Here is a 14,773-nt window from a genome sequence, read left to right on the forward strand (position 1 = left end):
CTCCAGCCTGTTCCGGGGGCTCGACTACCTACGCTCAACTACCTGCTTCGCTCGAAAAGTTACCCTGATCGAGCGAGTTTGAGCATGTTCGATTGACATATGTCATCGAAATCTCACACGCGGGCGGTCAGTCGACCACGAGGACCAGCTTGCCCGTGGTGCGGCCGGTCTCGCCGAGAGCGTGTGCCTCCGCCGCATCCGCCAGCGGGAACGTCCGCGCGATCGTGGCCCGCAGCTTCCCCGACTCGACCAGGCCGGCGATCTGCCGCATGTCGGCCCGGTCGGCGTCCACGAGCATCCGCACCGCACGCACGCCCAGCCGCTCCGCCTCCTCGTAGAACTCGTCCGACCCGACCGGCAGGATCGAGACCACCACCCCGCCCGGGCGCAGCACGCGCAGCGACCGCAGGGACGTGTCGCCGCCGATCGTGTCCAGGACGACGTCGACGTCCTTCACCGCCTCGGCGAAGTCGGTCTCCCGGTAGTCCACCGTCTCGTCCGCCCCGAGGGAGCGCAGGAACTCGTGCTTGCCCGCGCTGGCGGTGCCGATCACGTGGGCGCCGAGGGCTTTGGCGATCTGCACCGCCACATGGCCGACCCCGCCGGCCGCCGCGTGGATCAGCACCCGCTGTCCCGGTTGGACGTCCGCCCGCTCCACCAGCGCCTGCCACGCCGTCAGCGAGACCAGGGGCAGCGCGCCCGCCTGGACGTGGTCGACTCCGGCCGGCTTGTGCGTGAAGGCCCGCGCGGGCGCGGTGACGTACTCCGCGTGGGAGCCGTGGCCGAACGGGTAGGACAGCATGCCGAAGACCTCGTCGCCGGACCGGAAGGCGGCGACGCCGATCCCCACCGCCTCCACGACGCCCGAGACGTCCCAGCCCAGCACGAAGGGCGGTTCGCCGAGGAAGCCGCCGTTCGCACGGTGCTTCCAGTCGGTCGGGTTCACTCCGGCGGCACGCACCCGTACCAGCACCTCGTTCGGGCGCGGCTCGGGGCGCTCGGGCCGTACTTCCTTCAGGACCTCGGGACCGCCGAGGACGTCCTGGCTGATGGCTCGCATGGTGTTCACGTCGCTCATGGTCACCCAGCTTGCCTCGCTCCGCCACGTCGGGGAAACAGTGCGTTCATCCGCTGGCGGAGCGTGACGGAATCCTCACTTCCGCAGGGCCGTGGAATTGATCTTTTGTGCATCCCAACCGATAAGCTCCCTGACGGCGCTGCGAGTTGACGCGATCGCGACGGGTCGGCTCGCGGTGCGTACTCATGAGTGCGGTCCCCTTGCACACCCCCCCGTGTTCGATCGTTCTGGTTCGAAGGATGCAGATGGAACTCGCCACTCCGCCACCGGCGGCGCGGGCCCCTGTCGCCTGGTACAGCTGGTGGCTGATGCCACTCGGTCTGGGAGGCGGCACGGTAGCCGCCACGTTCATGAGTTCGGAGCGAATAACCGCGGCCGTCGCCGGTGTGGTGGCGACGGCGGCCGGCACCGTGTGCGTACGCCTCCTCCTGCGTACCCGGGCGCAGCTGCGCCGGGCCGAGGACGCCCATCGCACCGCGCAGGCCGAGCACTCCCAGCAGTGGCAGCAGCACGTGGCCGGCCTGGAGCGGGGGTTCTCCGCCGAGCGCGCCGCGCTGGACGCACAGCTCACCGAGCAGGCACAGGCATACGAGGCGCGGCTGACGGAGCACGACCGGGCCTGCGAGGACCGGCTGGCCGAGCAGGCCACGACGTACGAGACCCGCCTCGCCGAGCAGGACGAGGCATGGCGGGAGCGGCTGAGTCACCAGCTGGCCGCGGTCTCCCGGCTCGCCGACGAGCAGCTGCCCGACGCGATGCGCAGGCTGCGCGCCGGTGACGCCATCGACGACATCCTGCCGACCGTCGAGCAGTGCGCCAAGGTCGGTGCCGACCTCCAGGCCGAACTGCGCAAGGTGCTCAGGACCGCGCTGATCGGCGTCGAGGCGGAGTTCGACCGCTCGACCTCCGCCGAACAGGCGGTCATCGGCGTGGGCAACCGCATCCACGTCCTGACCAGCAAGCTCCGTGGCCGCCTCCACGAGATGCAGGGCGAGCACGGACGGCTGCCGGCCGTCGCCCGGGGGCTGATGGAACTCGACCAGGCCATCGGCCCCGCCGACTGCCTCGCCGCCAGTATCGGTGTGCTCGGCGGGTCCGACCGCCCGGGCCGGCAGTGGCAGGAGCCGCAGCGCCTGCTGAGCGTGATGCGCGGCGGCATCGGCCGGATCAAGGACTTCCACCGCGTCCAGCTGCGTCATCTGCCCGAGCTCGGCGTCGACGGCGGTCTGGTGGACCACCTCACGCTGGTCTTCGCCCACCTGCTGGACAACGCCGCGCGCTACTCGCCGCCCACCGAGCCGGTGGTCGTCTCGGGCAAGGAGGTCCCCAACGGTGTCGGCATCGAGATCCAGGACTCCGGCAAGGGCCTGAGCGGGGAGAAGAAGCGCGAGGCCGAACACGCCCTCGCCGGCACCTCGCCCGGCCCGGGCCTCGGCGGTATATCGGAGGACGCCAACATCGGCCTCCGCGTCGTCGGCGCCCTCGCCCGCCGCTACGGCATCCGCGTCACCTTCGCCGACTCGCCATGGCTGGGCACGTCTGTCGTAGTCGTTGTACCGCACAAGTACTTCAGTCCGCTGCCGGCTGCCGTCACGGCCACATCCGCCACGCCGGAGGCCCCGCCGGCCGCCGAGGCGCCACCCGCCACCGCGGCCCCGGAACCCGCACCCGCCACCGTCCCCACCGGCGGCGGCACCGGCTCCGTGGAGACCACCCCGGGCGGTCTGCCCCGGCGCCGGAGCAGGCGAGGCGAGCCGGCCGCCGGGCAGGCCCCGGCCCCCGTTCCGGCCGCGCACGCCGACCGGACCGAAGCGGCCGAACGGGGCGCTCTCCCCGCCGTCCCCGCCGTCCCACCCGTTCCGCCGGACGCCTCCTTCGCCGGCCTGGCCGCGTTCGCCACCGCCGGACGCGACCCCGGCGCGGTGACCGGCGCCTCCCCGCCACCGGAGACCGCCGACGTCCCTGACCCGACCACCGGTGGCGCGTCCACCGAGCACCGCACTGAAGAGAGCGACTAGTCCCCATGACGCACCAGGGAACCGACGTGAGCTGGGCGCTCCGCGACCTTGTGGAGAGCATCCAGGAGATCCGCTTCGCCCTCGTGGCTTCCAGCGACGGCAAGGCCATCACCTCCTACGGGGCCGAAGACCCCGACGACGTGGACCGTTTCGCCGCCGTGGTGGCCGGACTGCAGGCCCTGGCCCAGCCGGTCGCCGAGCAGTTCCCGCAGCACGCGGGGCAGTTGCGGCTGGCGATGATCGAGGTGGACGGCGGGCACCTCTTCGTCGTCCGCGCGGGCCTGGAGACGTATCTCGGCGTCCTCGCCCGCGAAGGCCTCGACCAGGGTCTGCTCGGCCATCAGATGCGCGACCTGGCCCGCAGGATGGGTGAACTCCTCGGCACCACTCCGCGCCAGGACGAGCACTCTGGATGAGTGCTCCCCGCCGACCGACCGATCCGTCCGGGCTCGAGCGCTACTACGTCCTCACCGGAGGGCGCAGCGGGCCGGGCGGTTCGGCGTCGACCCTCGACGTGGCGACCCTCGTCGTCTCCCGCGCCGTCCCCTTACCGGGCATGCAGCACGAGCACGAGGAGATCCTCCGGCGCTGCCGCGAACCGCTGTCGGTGGCCGAACTCGGCGCCCACCTCGACCTGCCCTTCAACATTCTCGCGGTGCTGCTGTCCGACCTGCTCCAGGCAGGCCGCGTCGAAGCCCGTGATCCCATCCCGGCACACGACACCGGCCGCGGGCCCGACCTCGCGCTCCTTGAGGAGGTACTCAGTGGACTTGAAAGGCTTTGACCGACCGGGGTCGCCGACGGCCGGGGACACCCGCTCGGTGAAGGTGATGATCGCCGGCGGCTTCGGCACGGGCAAGACCACCATGGTCCGCTCCGTCAGCGACATCAAGCCGCTGACCACCGAGGAGACCCTCACCCAGGCCAGCGCCGACGTCGACCACCTCATCGGCGTCGCCGACAAGACGCAGACCACCGTCAGCCTGGACTTCGGCAAGATCAGCCTCAACGACACGCTGATGCTGTACCTGTTCGGCACCCCGGGCCAGGAGAGGTTCTGGTTCCTGTGGAACGGCCTGTTCAAGGGCGCGCTCGGCGCGGTCGTCCTGGTGGACACCCGGCGGCTGGCCTCCAGCTTCCGGGCGATCGAGGAGATGGAGCGGCAGAAGGTGCCCTTCGTCATCGCGCTCAACGTCTTCCCCGACTCCCGCGACTACCCCGTCGAGGAGATCCGGGACGCCCTCGACATCCCCCCGCACACGCCGGTCGTCGCCTTCGACGCCCGCGACCGCACCGCCAGCCGCGACGTGCTCGTCACCCTGATACGGCACCTGAAGGACCGCTCGGCCGCCGCCCTGGAGCCCCGATGAACGACGACCAGACCCCGTCCGGCCCCACCGGCGGCGGCTGCCCCGTCGCCCACGGTGCGGACGTCACCCGGCTCTACGGCCCCGAGGCGGCCACCGACCCGCACGACATCTACGCGCGGCTCCGCAAGGAACACGGCAGCGTCGCACCGGTGCTGCTGGAGGGCGACGTCCCCGCCTGGCTGGTCCTCGGGTACCGGGAGAACCGGCGGGTGCTGGACAACCCCCTGCAGTTCAGCCGTGACTCGCGGATCTGGCGGGACTTCCGGGACGGCCGCGTCGAGGCGACGTCCCCGCTGATGCAGATGGTGGGCTGGCGCCCCGACTGCGTCTCCCAGGACGGCGAACCGCACCGCCGGCTGCGCGGGGCGGTGACCGACAACCTGTACGCCGTGGCCGGCCGGGGCATCCGCCGGCACGCCACGCACTTCGCCAACAAGCAGATCGACGCGTTCGCCGACGCGGGCCGCGCCGACCTGGTGGCCGACTTCGCCGAGTACCTGCCCATGCTGGTCCTCACCCGTGTCTTCGGGCTCGCCGAGCGGGAGGGCCGCAGCCTCGCCGAGTCCAGCAAGCAGGTGATCAAGGGCGGCGCGGACGCCCTCACGCACAACGAGCGCATCATGGGCATCCTCGGCGAACTCGCCGCGCGCAAGCGCCAGGAGCCCGGATCCGACTTCACCACCGGCCTCATCGAGCACCACTCCGGCCTCGACGAGGACGAGATCGTCAACCACCTGCGCCTGGTGCTGATCACCGCCCACACCACGACCAGCAACCTGCTGGCCCGGGCGCTCCAGCTCCTCCTCACCGACACCTCCTGGCTCTCGGGACTGGTGAGCGGCCAGCTGAACCTGTCCACGCTCGTGGAGGAGGTGATGTGGAACTCCCCGCCGCTCGCCGTGCTGCCGGGCCGGTTCGCCACCGCCGACCTGGAACTCGGCGGCTGTCCGGTCAAGGAGGGCGACCTGCTCGTGCTGGGCCTCGCGGCCGGCAACCACGACCCCGAGATCCGCCCCGACACCGCCGTCTCGGTCCAGGGCAACGCCTCGCACCTCGCCTTCAGCGCGGGCCCCCACGAGTGCCCGGGGCAGAACATCGGCCAGGCCATCATCGAGACGGCCGTCGACGTCCTGCTGCACCGCCTGCCGGGGCTGCGCCTGGCCGTTCCCCCGGCCGACCTCACCTCCACGGCTTCCACCTGGGAGTCACGGCTGGACAGCCTGCCGGTCGAGTTCGCCGTATAGCGCCATGCGGCAGTGCCGCCCGGCCGGGACGCCCCCGGCCCGGCGGCGCGCTCGCCTCACACCGTCAGCAGGTCGTCCACCGATCCCCGCCCGGCCAGTTCGGCGGTGGCCACCGGGCCCTCCTTGGCCGCCGCGTACCGGCCGGTGGTCAGCGACCACTCGTAATTGCCGTTGATCCAGTGCTGGATGGCCTCCACGCCCATCGCCACCCGGGCCCGCTCGTCCGCGTCCAGCCCCAGTGCGTCGCACATCATCGGTACGCGGGCCTCGAGGGCGACGTACTCGCCGAGGCAGCCGGTCGTCATGCGGTACGCCTCGTCGGCGGCCTCCTGCCACGAACAGTCCCGCTCCCGGCGCAGGACGGCGATGAGATTGTGACCGTCTCCGCGGCGGCGTTCACGCTCGAAGGAGTGGATGTCGTTCATGAACCCGATGGTGTCCGCGGCCAGGTCCCGCATCCGCTCCATCAGCGGATGCGCCATCGCCGCGGCCGGCACCTCGAAGCCGCGGCTGCGCTCACCCGCGTCGATGCTGTGGTGGATGCCGACCGTGCGGCGCCTGAAGACGGTGTAGTCGTCGAGTCCGAGCGTCCCGGCCCGGCCATGGGCCGCCAGGTCGACCTCCTCGCAGTGCGCCACCAGGAAGCGGCCCCAGGAAGCGGCGAACCGCGACTTCCAGGTCAGGGACATGCCATCCGAGAGACGGGCCCAGACCTCCGCCCAGGCCAGTGTGATGGGGCATTCCACGCGCGGCGGGGTGCCCGCCGGACGCAGCGGGGTGGCGATGAGTTCGCGCGCCACCTCGGCTATGCGCTCCGCGCGGTCCGGCCGGCCGGGGTCGAACTGGTCGTCGAAGAGGAAGGCGAGGGAGAACCAGTTCATCAGGACGACCATGTCGTCCGCCGACGCGTGGGGATAGGTACGGGCCGCGGCCTGAGCGAGGTCCCACGACTGGTACTCCTCGAATCCGGCCCGACTGCGCACCAGCCCACGCTCGCGCACCCAGCGCAGATGACGGTCACGGGCATGGGCGAGATACGGGCTGACGGGGGTGTCGAAGGGGAGGTCGAACCGGACGTCCTGAGACATGTGCTTCCTTTCGGGAGACGAAGCGCAGAGTCCCCCCGCCCTGCGAGCGGGCGGCCACCGGGCCGCCCGCACACTCGAACTGGGCTTCCCGATCCGAAAGTTGAATCGAGAAGCGATACGAGGCTGCCCTGACCCTAAATGATCTACACGGCGCCCGTTCGTGATCTCCGTTACGGCTCACGCCTCGTGGCACCATCGGTACCACCGATCATGACGACGTATCAGGAGGCCGTCCGCCGATGACCCGGTCACCCGCCCGCAGCGCCGAACAGCGCAAGCACGACACCCTGCACCGCCTGGAACACGACGAGGACGCCTGGGTGGCCACGGCCGACGGCGCGTCCGGCATGCCGTACCTCGTGCCGCTGTCCTTCCTCTGGAACGGCTCCTACCTGCTGTTCTCCACCCCCGCCGCCAGTCCCACCGGTCGGAACCTGGCGGCGAGCGGGCGGGCGCGCGTCGGCATCGGACCGACCCGTGACGTGGTCATGGTCGAGGGCACCGTCGAGACCGTGGAGCCCGTCGAACTGCCGGAGCAGGACGCCGAGTTGTTCGCCGTCAAGACCGGCTTCGACCCGCGCGCGCTCGCCACGCCCTACCTGTACTTCCGTATTCACCCGCAGCGGATCCAGGCGTGGCGCGAGGCCAACGAGATCGAGGGGCGCGAACTGATGCGCGACGGCCGGTGGCTGCCGACCGAGTGAATCGGCCGGGCCGGGATATCCGCAAGGTACAGGGCGCGGGGCACGAACGTCCCGCGCCCGGAATCCTTCGGAGGAGACATGGCACTGGTCAACGCGGGCGTCGTGGTGCTCGACTGCGCCGAGCCCGAGAAGCTCGCCGAGTTCTACAAGGAGCTGCTGGGAGCGGAAGGGACCGAAGCGACCGCCAACAGGATCGAGATCAGGTCGGCCGACGGCTTCCGTATGGCGTTCCGACGGGACGTCAACGCCACGCCGCCGAGCTGGCCCCGGCCCGAGAACTCCCTCCAGGCCCATCTGGACTTCTGGGTGGACGACCTGGACGAGGCGGAACGCGGTGTCGTCGAACTCGGTGGGCGTCCAGTGGAGGCGAAGGACGCACTCGGGGTGCACGAGGAGCGCGGCTACTCGGATCCGGCGGGCCACTCCTTCACCCTGCGCCGCACCGCGCAGACGGCACCCAAGCAGGGCTAGGGGGTGCCGTTTGGATCTTGCCGGAGCCGAGCCGGGCTTGGCACGCGCATCTGCGGCGTTGTCGTCGGTTGGCAGGGCTCCGCCCTGTCGCCCTCCTCCGCCTTGCGGCTGCACGCACCAAGCCCCGCTCGGCTCCGTCGCAAGGCGCCGTTGCCTGGAGCCGACCTGATCCGAACGACACCCCCCAGGCCCTGCCGGGTGCCGTCGGTGACGGGGGAGGGGCGGGGCCCGGTGCGGTCAGTCGCGTCCGCCCTTCCCGCCGGCCGGCCAGACACCGGTCGAGCGTTCGATGGCCTTGGCTCCCGTCCGGTCCACGGCGCTGCGCACCGCGGCGAAGATGGCGCCCTGGATCGCGGCGGCGAGCAGGATCTCCCCCCAGCCGCGGTCCGGGTCCAGCGCGTCGGGCGCGTTGTCCTCGTGCCGGATCACCTTCCACGTCTTCTGGAACGCCAGCCCGGCCAGCGTGCCGCCCACCCAGCCCAGCGCGAAGCCGACGGGCTTGTAGGCGAGGGGGAGCTTCTGCTTCTTCATCTTGGCCACGTGGATCTCCTTGTGCTCGGTGAGTGAATCGGTGGCGGGGTCGGTCGTACGGTCAGGGCCTGCCCCGCACCGGGACCGCCTCGTCGGCGCGGACCGGTCCCGGCGGTGTCCCGTCGCCGAACGGCCGGCCGCCCAGTTCCTGCCGGTGATGGGGCGTGAGCCAGCCGGACAGGTCCGGGCCCAGGGGCACGACGGCGGTCGGGTTGATGCCGGTGTGCACCTGGTAGTAGTGGCGTTTGATGTGGTCGAAGTCGACGGTGTCGCCGAAGCCGGGCGTCTGGAACAGATCGCGGACGTACCCCCACAGCACCGGGTTCTCCGTCAGCTTCCAGCGGTTGCACTTGAAGTGGCCGTGGTATACGGCGTCGAAGCGGACCAGCGTCGTGAAGAGCCGGATGTCCGCCTCGGTGATCGTGTCGCCGACCAGGTAGCGTTGCCGCTCCAGCCGTGGCGTCAGCTGCTCCAGGCGCCGGAACACGCCCGCGCACGCGGCCTCGTACTCCTCCTGGCCCGTCGCGAAGCCCGCCCGGTACACACCGTTGTTGACGTCCTCGTAGACGCCCGCCATCACCTCGTCGATCTCGTCGCGCAGGGCGTCGGGGTACAGGTCGGGCGCGCCCGGCCGGTGCAGGGACGTCCACTCGGTCGCGAGGTCCAGGGTGATCTGCTGGTAGTCGTTGGTGACCAGCTTCCCGCTGGGTACGTCCACGACCGCCGGCACGCTCACCCCGCCCGGGTAGTCCGTCTCGCGCCGGTCATAGGCCTCGCTGAGGTAGCGGATGCCGAGGACCGGGTCGCGGTCGTCCGGGTCCAGGGTGAAGCGCCAGCTGCGGTCGTCCTGGACGGGGTCGGTGATCGCCAGGGACAGGGCATCCTCCAGACCGAGCAGCCGCCGCGAGACCAGAGCGCGGCTCGCCCACGGACAGGCACGGCTCACCACCAGCCGGTACCGGCCGGACGCCACCGGCCACCCGTCCCGGCCGTCCGCGGTGATCCGGTCCGCGAAGTGGCTCTTGGACCGCTTGAACGGCTTCCTGCCGTAGCCGCTGTTGCCGGGCGTCCCGCCGTCACCGCTCATGGGCCTGCCTTCCATTCGTTCGTGAGCCCTGGTGGACGCGTTCCCCGTTTTCGGCCGTCGGCACTGGTGGGCCACCCACAAGGGGGTGTGAGCCGCGTCGGCCGGGGGCATTCGGCCCCTCGTGAGTGGGACAGCCTCGGATGAGAAGCAGGACCGAAAGACCGACATCGACCCCGACCGCGGCCCCGACCGCGGCCCCGACCGCGGCCCCGACCGTGAGGCCGGCGGGAAGGCCGACCGCAGGACGCGCGTCACCGTGCTGGTGGCCCTGGCGGCCAACCTGGTGATCGCCGTCGCCAAGGCGGTGGGCGGTTTCATCGCGGGATCGCCCGCGCTGCTGTCGGAGGCGGCGCACTCGGTGGCGGACAGCATGAACGAGGTCTTCCTCCTCGCCGCACTGCGCCGCAGCCGCCGCCCCGCCGACCGGCGGCACCCCTTCGGCTACGGCAAGGAACGATTCTTCTGGTCACTCCTGGCGGCCGTCGGTATCTTCGTCATGGGCGGCTGCTTCTCCTTCTTCCAGGGCGTCGAGGCCCTGCGCACGGGCGGCCAGGAGGAGCTGAGCGGCTACGTGGCCGGACTGATCGTGCTCGGTGTCGCCCTGCTCGCCGAGGGCGGCTCCCTGCTGCGGGCCCTGCACCAGGTGCGGGGCCAGGGCGGGATCGCCACCGGGCTGCGTGACCCGGCCCTGCGCACGGTCGTCGCCGAGGACGGCACCGCGGTGCTCGGCGTGACCCTCGCCATGACCGGCATGGTCCTGCACATGGTGACCGGACAAGTGGTGTGGGAAGCCTGCGCCTCGCTCGCGATCGGCGCGCTGCTCGTGTTCGTGGCCTACCGGCTGGGCCGCGAGGCCCGCGACCAGCTGATCGGAGAGGCCGCCGACCCGGAGGCCAGCGGCCGGATCCGGTCGCTGCTGCGGGCGCAGCCGGAGATCGACAGCGTCGAGGCGCTGTTCACCATGAAGACGGGCCTCGACTCCACCCTGGTGGCCGCCCGCGTCGACCTGGTGCCGGGCCTCGACAGCGAGCGGGTGGAGGAGGTCGCCGTACGCATCAAGAGGTCGATCGCGCGGACCGTTCCCGAGGCGAGGCAGATCTTCCTCGACGTCACCGACCGGCCCGCGCACGAGGCAGCCGAAAGCCCCGCCGCGACGGGGGAACGCGGCGGGGCCTGAACGACGTGTTCCCGGTCGGCGTCGGTCCATGCGCGCGAATCCGGGAAACTTCCGTCCGCCGGGTTCAGCTCCCGTCGGCCGCTTCCAGGACGAAGACCGGGATCTCCCGGTCCGTCTTCTTCTGGTAGTCGGCGTACGGCGGATACGCCGCCACGGCACGCTCCCACCACTCGGCCTTCTCCGCGCCGGTGACCTCACGGGCCGTCATGTCCCGTTTCACCGGGCCGTCCTGGAGTTCCACATGGGGATCGGCCTTGACGTTGTGGTACCAGACCGGGTGCTTGGGCGCCCCGCCCAGGGAGGCGACCACGGCGTAACGGCCCTCGTGCTCGACGCGCATCAGCGGCGTCTTGCGGATCCTGCCGCTCTGTGCGCCCCGCGTGGTCAGCACGACGACGGGCATCCCCGTGTCCATCAGCGTCGTGCCCTTCGTGCCGCCCGAGCTCTCGTAGAGCTCCACCTGTTCGCGCACCCACTGCGTCGGGCTGGGTTCGTACTCGCCCTCAAGAGGCATGGCTTCCGTCCCATCATCGTGTCGTACGGCTGACTGGCACCGTTGTGCAACACCGACCGGTGCAGGATCCATCCGTACCCCGCCCTGCCCGCCGATCTCCAACGATCCCCGGCCAGTCTGCCCCCGCCACCGATCTGGCCGAACTTGACGTCGCCATATAGATGCCCGGGGCATCTAATGGGGATCGGCACGACGCACTCTTCGTCTGCGAGGTCTTCCATGACGGACACGGACACAACGCCGGACACGGACACAACGCCGGACACGGACCCGACGCCGGGCGGGGACGCGGCGGAACCCGTCGCCTTCCCGCGGGACCGGACCTGTCCCTACCACCCTCCCGCCGCCTACGACCCGCTGCGCGCCGCCCGGCCGCTGGCCCGGGTCACCCTCTTCGACGGCCGTCCGGCCTGGCTGGTGACCGGACACACCGCCGCCCGCAGGCTGCTGGCCGACCAGCGGCTGTCCACCGACCGCACCCGCGACGGCTTCCCCGCCACCTCGGCGCGCCTCGCCGCCGTACGCAACCGCAGGACCGCCCTGCTCGGTGTCGACGACCCCGAACACCGCATCCAGCGCAGGATGGTGCTCCCCGAGTTCACCCTCAAACGCGCCACCGCCCTGCGCCCGCGGATCCAGCGGATCGTGGACGAACGGCTCGACGCGATGATCGCGCAGGGCCCGCCCGCCGAACTGGTGACGGACTTCGCGCTGCCCGTGCCCTCGATGGTGATCTGCGCGCTGCTCGGCGTTCCCTACGCGGACCACGACTTCTTCGAGGAGCAGTCCCGTCGGCTGCTGCGCGGGCCCCGGCCCGCCGACACCCAGGACGCCCGCGACCGACTGGAGGCGTATCTGGGTGAGTTGATCGACCGCAAGCGCGGGACACCCGGCGAGGGCCTGCTGGACGACCTGGTCCGGCATCAGTTGAGCGAGGGCGCCGTCGACCGCGAGCAGTTGGTCGCGCTGGCGGTCATCCTGCTGGTCGCGGGCCACGAGACGACCGCCAACATGATCTCGCTCGGTACCTACACCCTCCTGAGCAACCCCCGGCGCCTGGCCGAGCTGCGCGAGGACCCCACACTGCTGCCCGGCGCGGTCGAGGAGCTGATGCGCGTCCTGTCCATCGCGGACGGGCTGCTGCGGCTGGCCACCGAGGACATCGAGGTGGACGGGCAGACCATCCGGGCCGGCGACGGGGTCGTCTTCTCGACCTCCGTCATCAACCGCGACGAGAGGGTCTACCCCGACCCGGACGCCCTCGACTGGCACCGCCCGGCCCGCCACCACGTCGCCTTCGGTTTCGGCATCCACCAGTGCCTCGGCCAGAACCTGGCACGCGCGGAGCTGGAGATCGCCCTGCACACGCTCTTCGAGAGGCTGCCCTCGCTGCGCCTGGCCGCCCCGGCGGAGGAGATCCCCTTCAAACCCGGCGACACGATCCAGGGGATGCTGGAACTCCCCGTGGCGTGGTAGGAGGCTCCCGACATGCACATCGGCATCGACAAGGACACCTGCATCGGCGCGGGCCAGTGCGCGCTGACCGCACCTGACGTGTTCACCCAGGACGACGACGGCTACAGCACGGTCCGGCCCGGCCGGGAGGACGGCGGCGGCAGCGCACTGGTACGCGAAGCGGCCCGGGCCTGCCCCGTCGGAGCCATCACCGTGTCGCAGACGGTGGGCTGACACCGCCGGCGTCCGCCGCCGGGGTATGCGCCCCGGCGGCACCCAGCAGTACTCGCGCCGCCTCACGTGCCGCCCGGGCCGGTTCCGTACCGCCCGTGACGCCGGCCGTCACCATGGCGCCCTCGGCCAGCAGGAACAGCTGCCCGCCCACCGCGGCGGGCAGTCCCGCGTCGGCCGCCAGGCCGCCGAGGAACTCCCGAAAAGCCCCCTTGTGCGCCCGCACCCGGTCCGCCACCGGGGCGGACGTGGCCCCTAGTTCGCCGTACGCGTTGATCCACGCGCAGCCGCGGAAGTCCGGTTCGGCGAACCACTGCCCGAGCCAGTCGAAGACGGCCAGGATCCGGGTGCCGGGTTCCTCGTACCGGTCGACGTGTTCCGCCAGCCGCCCCCGCCAGCGCGCGTCGCGCCGCTCCAGGTAGGCCACCACGAGCTGCTCCTTGGCCGGGAACAGCTGGTAGAGGCGTTTGAGCGAGACGCCGGAGTCGCCGCGGACGTCGTCCATGCCGACGGCCTGGACCCCCTGCCCGTAGAAGAGCCGCTCCGCCGCGTCCAGAGCCCGTTCCCGGGCGACCTCGCTGTCCATGGAGACCTCTTCCCCGACGTGTGCCTTGCCCGACGTGTGCCTTGATGCGTTCCTTGACGAGAGAACGAGCGTTCTCATACGGTAGCAGCCATCACGCAGAGAACGACCGTTCTCCACTTCTCCTCACGGAGGTCCAGCCATGACGACCGACCGCCCGCCCCTGCCGCCGTTCACCCGGGAAACCGCCGCCCGGAAGGTGCGGGCCGCCGAGGACGCGTGGAACGCCCGCGACCCGCACAAGGTCGCGCTCGCCTACTCCGAGGACTCGGTCTGGCGCAACCGCGACACCTTTCTCACGGGCCGTGCCGCCATCGTCGAGTTCCTGACCGCCAAGTGGGCGCGCGAACTCGAGTACGCGCTCCGCAAGGACCTCTGGGCCTTCGACGGCAACCGCATCGCCGTCCGCTTCCAGTACGAGTCCCGCGACGCCGACGGCCAGTGGTGGCGCTCCTACGGCAACGAACTCTGGGAGTTCGACGAGCACGGTCTGATGACCCGGCGGGAGGCGAGCATCAACGACGTGGCCATCACGGAGTCGGACCGCCGCATCCACGGCCCGCGGCCCGTTCAGTAGGGTTCCCGGGTGAGCGAACAGGCCCGGAACGCCGAGGAATCCGAGAAGCCGGAGAAGCAGGAGAAGCCGGAAAAATCGGAGAAGCCCTTTCTCTACGTCGTCGTCTGCGCCGCGGGCGTGGCCTCCGGCGTCAGCGAGCTGATCACCGCCGCGCAGGAGCGCGACTGGGAGGTCGGCGTCTTCGCGACCCCGGTCGCCATGGACGGCTTCTTCGACACCGCCGCCGTCGAGGCGCAGACCGGCCGCCCCATCCGCTCGGCCTGGCGCCGCCCCGGCGATCCGCGGCCCTTCCCGGCGCCGGACGCCGTCGTGGTCGCCCCCGCCACCTTCAACACGGTCAACAAATGGGCCGCCGGCCTGGCCGACACCCTCGCCCTCGCCACCCTGTGCGAGGCCTGCGGTCTGGGCGTCCCCGTCGCCGTCCTGCCGTGCGTGGCCGACGCGCTGGCCTCCCATCCCGCGTACCGGGAGAGCCTGACCCGGCTGCGCGGGATGGGCGTGCGCTTCGGCGATCCGTACGCCGGTGAGGCGGGGGAGGGCGGTGGTCGCCCGGAGTTCGCCTGGGAGAGGGCGCTGGACCTGCTCGAACGGCCCTGACCCGCCCCGGCTTCGAGCCCGCACGAGGACGTACGCTCGCCAATGGTA

The 14,773-nt window shown here is 71.4% G+C and carries 18 protein-coding genes; 12 read left to right on the forward strand and 6 right to left on the reverse strand.

Translation table 11 applies throughout. The features are described from left to right. Positions 1–127 precede the first annotated feature (127 nt). Entirely contained in the window at positions 128–1,078 is a 951-nt protein-coding gene (locus ACFW48_RS34500) for an NADP-dependent oxidoreductase (protein WP_386321973.1), read from the reverse strand. A 245-nt stretch (positions 1,079–1,323) separates the two neighbouring features. Between ACFW48_RS34500 and ACFW48_RS34505 the strand changes: the two genes are divergently transcribed. Genes ACFW48_RS34505 through ACFW48_RS34525 form a run of 5 tightly spaced genes read left to right on the forward strand, consistent with a single transcriptional unit; the run spans position 1,324 to position 5,710 of the window. Beyond that, positions 1,324–3,096, forward strand: coding sequence for an ATP-binding protein (locus tag ACFW48_RS34505; RefSeq protein ID WP_386321975.1), 1,773 nt, complete (start codon positions 1,324–1,326; stop codon positions 3,094–3,096). Positions 3,097–3,101: 5 nt separating this feature from the next. After that, positions 3,102–3,512, forward strand: coding sequence for a roadblock/LC7 domain-containing protein (locus tag ACFW48_RS34510; RefSeq protein WP_310869658.1), 411 nt, complete (start codon positions 3,102–3,104; stop codon positions 3,510–3,512). Next, complete coding sequence (locus tag ACFW48_RS34515) at positions 3,509–3,880, forward strand: DUF742 domain-containing protein (protein WP_386321977.1); 372 nt, start codon at positions 3,509–3,511, stop codon at positions 3,878–3,880. Before ACFW48_RS34510 ends, ACFW48_RS34515 begins: the two co-directional genes overlap by 4 nt. Further along, entirely contained in the window at positions 3,861–4,466 is a 606-nt protein-coding gene (locus ACFW48_RS34520) for an ATP/GTP-binding protein (protein WP_386321979.1), read from the forward strand. The genes ACFW48_RS34515 and ACFW48_RS34520 overlap by 20 nt, the downstream gene beginning before the upstream one ends. Continuing rightward, positions 4,463–5,710 carry a cytochrome P450 gene (locus ACFW48_RS34525; protein WP_386321981.1) on the forward strand — a complete coding sequence of 416 codons (1,248 nt, stop codon included), beginning with the start codon at positions 4,463–4,465 and terminating at the stop codon, positions 5,708–5,710. The genes ACFW48_RS34520 and ACFW48_RS34525 overlap by 4 nt, the downstream gene beginning before the upstream one ends. Before the next feature lie 56 nt (positions 5,711–5,766). Here ACFW48_RS34525 and ACFW48_RS34530 read toward each other — a convergent pair whose 3' ends face one another. Continuing rightward, on the reverse strand, positions 5,767–6,798 hold the full coding sequence (locus ACFW48_RS34530; RefSeq protein ID WP_386321983.1) for a 7-epi-alpha-eudesmol synthase: 1,032 nt from the start codon (positions 6,796–6,798) through the stop codon (positions 5,767–5,769). Positions 6,799–7,037: 239 nt separating this feature from the next. Between ACFW48_RS34530 and ACFW48_RS34535 the strand changes: the two genes are divergently transcribed. Beyond that, positions 7,038–7,502: a pyridoxamine 5'-phosphate oxidase family protein gene (locus ACFW48_RS34535; RefSeq protein WP_386321985.1), complete on the forward strand. Its 465-nt coding sequence runs from the start codon at positions 7,038–7,040 to the stop codon at positions 7,500–7,502. A gap of 78 nt (positions 7,503–7,580) precedes the next feature. Next, positions 7,581–7,973 carry a VOC family protein gene (locus ACFW48_RS34540; RefSeq protein WP_386321987.1) on the forward strand — a complete coding sequence of 131 codons (393 nt, stop codon included), beginning with the start codon at positions 7,581–7,583 and terminating at the stop codon, positions 7,971–7,973. A gap of 237 nt (positions 7,974–8,210) precedes the next feature. Here ACFW48_RS34540 and ACFW48_RS34545 read toward each other — a convergent pair whose 3' ends face one another. Both ACFW48_RS34545 and ACFW48_RS34550 read right to left on the reverse strand, forming a co-directional pair. Then, positions 8,211–8,504, reverse strand: a complete 294-nt coding sequence (locus ACFW48_RS34545) for a DUF4235 domain-containing protein (RefSeq protein WP_386322052.1) — start codon at positions 8,502–8,504, stop codon at positions 8,211–8,213. A gap of 61 nt (positions 8,505–8,565) precedes the next feature. Next, positions 8,566–9,591, reverse strand: a complete 1,026-nt coding sequence (locus tag ACFW48_RS34550) for a glutathione S-transferase family protein (protein WP_386321989.1) — start codon at positions 9,589–9,591, stop codon at positions 8,566–8,568. A 256-nt stretch (positions 9,592–9,847) separates the two neighbouring features. Here ACFW48_RS34550 and ACFW48_RS34555 point away from each other — a divergent pair, with 256 nt between their 5' ends. Then, positions 9,848–10,768, forward strand: a complete 921-nt coding sequence (locus ACFW48_RS34555; protein WP_386322054.1) for a cation diffusion facilitator family transporter — start codon at positions 9,848–9,850, stop codon at positions 10,766–10,768. Positions 10,769–10,832: 64 nt separating this feature from the next. Here the strand turns inward: ACFW48_RS34555 and ACFW48_RS34560 are convergent, their stop codons facing one another. Further along, complete coding sequence (locus ACFW48_RS34560; RefSeq protein WP_386321991.1) at positions 10,833–11,282, reverse strand: nitroreductase family deazaflavin-dependent oxidoreductase; 450 nt, start codon at positions 11,280–11,282, stop codon at positions 10,833–10,835. A 219-nt stretch (positions 11,283–11,501) separates the two neighbouring features. Here ACFW48_RS34560 and ACFW48_RS34565 point away from each other — a divergent pair, with 219 nt between their 5' ends. Beyond that, on the forward strand, positions 11,502–12,758 hold the full coding sequence (locus ACFW48_RS34565) for a cytochrome P450 (protein ID WP_386321993.1): 1,257 nt from the start codon (positions 11,502–11,504) through the stop codon (positions 12,756–12,758). 12 nt (positions 12,759–12,770) lie between these two features. After that, positions 12,771–12,971, forward strand: a complete 201-nt coding sequence (locus ACFW48_RS34570) for a ferredoxin (protein ID WP_337306981.1) — start codon at positions 12,771–12,773, stop codon at positions 12,969–12,971. Here the strand turns inward: ACFW48_RS34570 and ACFW48_RS34575 are convergent. Then, positions 12,946–13,554: a TetR/AcrR family transcriptional regulator gene (locus ACFW48_RS34575; RefSeq protein WP_386321995.1), complete on the reverse strand. Its 609-nt coding sequence runs from the start codon at positions 13,552–13,554 to the stop codon at positions 12,946–12,948. The two genes, ACFW48_RS34570 and ACFW48_RS34575, sit on opposite strands and share 26 nt — an antisense overlap. A 139-nt stretch (positions 13,555–13,693) precedes the next feature. Between ACFW48_RS34575 and ACFW48_RS34580 the strand changes: the two genes are divergently transcribed. Both ACFW48_RS34580 and ACFW48_RS34585 read left to right on the forward strand, forming a co-directional pair. Continuing rightward, a complete protein-coding gene (locus tag ACFW48_RS34580) occupies positions 13,694–14,128 on the forward strand; it encodes a DUF1348 family protein (RefSeq protein ID WP_386321997.1) in 435 nt (144 codons plus the stop codon). A gap of 9 nt (positions 14,129–14,137) precedes the next feature. Then, a complete protein-coding gene (locus ACFW48_RS34585; RefSeq protein WP_386321999.1) occupies positions 14,138–14,725 on the forward strand; it encodes a flavoprotein in 588 nt (195 codons plus the stop codon). The last annotated feature ends 48 nt before the right edge of the window (positions 14,726–14,773 follow it).

Source organism: Streptomyces sp. NPDC058812, from assembly GCF_042744565.1.
Lineage (GTDB): Bacteria > Actinomycetota > Actinomycetes > Streptomycetales > Streptomycetaceae > Streptomyces > Streptomyces thinghirensis.

Excerpts from the sequence above, each read along its gene's own strand:
- ACFW48_RS34540 (WP_386321987.1), top strand. The coding sequence starts at position 7,581 with ATGGCACTGGTCAACGCGGGCGTCGTGGTGCTCGACTGCGCCGAGCCC.
- ACFW48_RS34535 (WP_386321985.1), top strand. The coding sequence starts at position 7,038 with ATGACCCGGTCACCCGCCCGCAGCGCCGAACAGCGCAAGCACGACACC.
- ACFW48_RS34550 (WP_386321989.1), bottom strand. The coding sequence starts at position 9,591 with ATGAGCGGTGACGGCGGGACGCCCGGCAACAGCGGCTACGGCAGGAAG.
- ACFW48_RS34580 (WP_386321997.1), top strand. The coding sequence starts at position 13,694 with ATGACGACCGACCGCCCGCCCCTGCCGCCGTTCACCCGGGAAACCGCC.
- ACFW48_RS34530 (WP_386321983.1), bottom strand. The coding sequence starts at position 6,798 with ATGTCTCAGGACGTCCGGTTCGACCTCCCCTTCGACACCCCCGTCAGC.
- ACFW48_RS34505 (WP_386321975.1), top strand. The coding sequence starts at position 1,324 with ATGGAACTCGCCACTCCGCCACCGGCGGCGCGGGCCCCTGTCGCCTGG.
- ACFW48_RS34565 (WP_386321993.1), top strand. The coding sequence starts at position 11,502 with ATGACGGACACGGACACAACGCCGGACACGGACACAACGCCGGACACG.
- ACFW48_RS34570 (WP_337306981.1), top strand. The coding sequence starts at position 12,771 with ATGCACATCGGCATCGACAAGGACACCTGCATCGGCGCGGGCCAGTGC.
- ACFW48_RS34545 (WP_386322052.1), bottom strand. The coding sequence starts at position 8,504 with ATGAAGAAGCAGAAGCTCCCCCTCGCCTACAAGCCCGTCGGCTTCGCG.
- ACFW48_RS34560 (WP_386321991.1), bottom strand. The coding sequence starts at position 11,282 with ATGCCTCTTGAGGGCGAGTACGAACCCAGCCCGACGCAGTGGGTGCGC.
- ACFW48_RS34510 (WP_310869658.1), top strand. The coding sequence starts at position 3,102 with ATGACGCACCAGGGAACCGACGTGAGCTGGGCGCTCCGCGACCTTGTG.
- ACFW48_RS34525 (WP_386321981.1), top strand. The coding sequence starts at position 4,463 with ATGAACGACGACCAGACCCCGTCCGGCCCCACCGGCGGCGGCTGCCCC.
- ACFW48_RS34500 (WP_386321973.1), bottom strand. The coding sequence starts at position 1,078 with ATGAGCGACGTGAACACCATGCGAGCCATCAGCCAGGACGTCCTCGGC.
- ACFW48_RS34515 (WP_386321977.1), top strand. The coding sequence starts at position 3,509 with ATGAGTGCTCCCCGCCGACCGACCGATCCGTCCGGGCTCGAGCGCTAC.
- ACFW48_RS34575 (WP_386321995.1), bottom strand. The coding sequence starts at position 13,554 with ATGGACAGCGAGGTCGCCCGGGAACGGGCTCTGGACGCGGCGGAGCGG.